1 protein-coding gene is annotated in these 738 nt (G+C 66.7%); it reads left to right on the top strand.

Annotated elements, in window-relative coordinates:
- A partial coding sequence (locus BI327_RS42565; RefSeq protein ID WP_210191261.1) for a hypothetical protein occupies nt 1-738 on the top strand: 738 nt, incomplete at both ends.

Consider the following 738-nt stretch of genomic DNA (forward strand, 5'->3'; position numbering starts at 1 on the left):
GTGTTCACGCTGGTCAAGACGGCCGGCGGCGACTTCACCTTCACGCTGCTCGAGCATGTCGACAACGGCACCGGCGAAGCCAACACCACGACGCTGAACCTGAACAACGTGTTCACGGCGACCGACACCGACGGCGACGTCATCGTGATCGACAATGGCGCGACGGTCACGATCCAGAACGACGCCCCGACGCAGAACACCAACACGGTGACGGCGGCGGTGTTCGAGGACACCCTGGCGGCGATCGCCGGCCATCAGTCGGCGGGCAATCCCGACGGCGGCGCGCAGCCGACCATTGCGACGTTCACGGCGGCGCAGATCGCAAGCCTGGTCAATGCCGGCGCCGATGCGCCGACGCTGCTGCTCGGCTTCAACTCGGCGATCACCGGCGACACCGGGCTGACCCAGACCGCGGTGTTCGGCGGCACCGCCTACAAGATCGTGTGGAGCTATGTCAGCGCCACCGAGGTCGACGGCATCGTCGACCCGGCGAGCGGCAGCCCGAACGCCGGCGACAAGGTGTTCACGCTGGTCAAGACGGCCGGCGGCGACTTCACCTTCACGCTGCTCGAGCATGTCGACAACGGCACCGGCGAGGCCAACACCACGACGCTGAACCTGAACAACGTGTTCACGGCGACCGACACCGACGGCGACGTCATCGTGATCGACAATGGCGCCACGGTCTCGATCCAGAACGACGCCCCGACGCAGAACACCAACACGGTGACGGCGGCG

The organism is Bradyrhizobium mercantei (assembly GCF_001982635.1).
GTDB classification, from domain to species: domain Bacteria; phylum Pseudomonadota; class Alphaproteobacteria; order Rhizobiales; family Xanthobacteraceae; genus Bradyrhizobium; species Bradyrhizobium mercantei.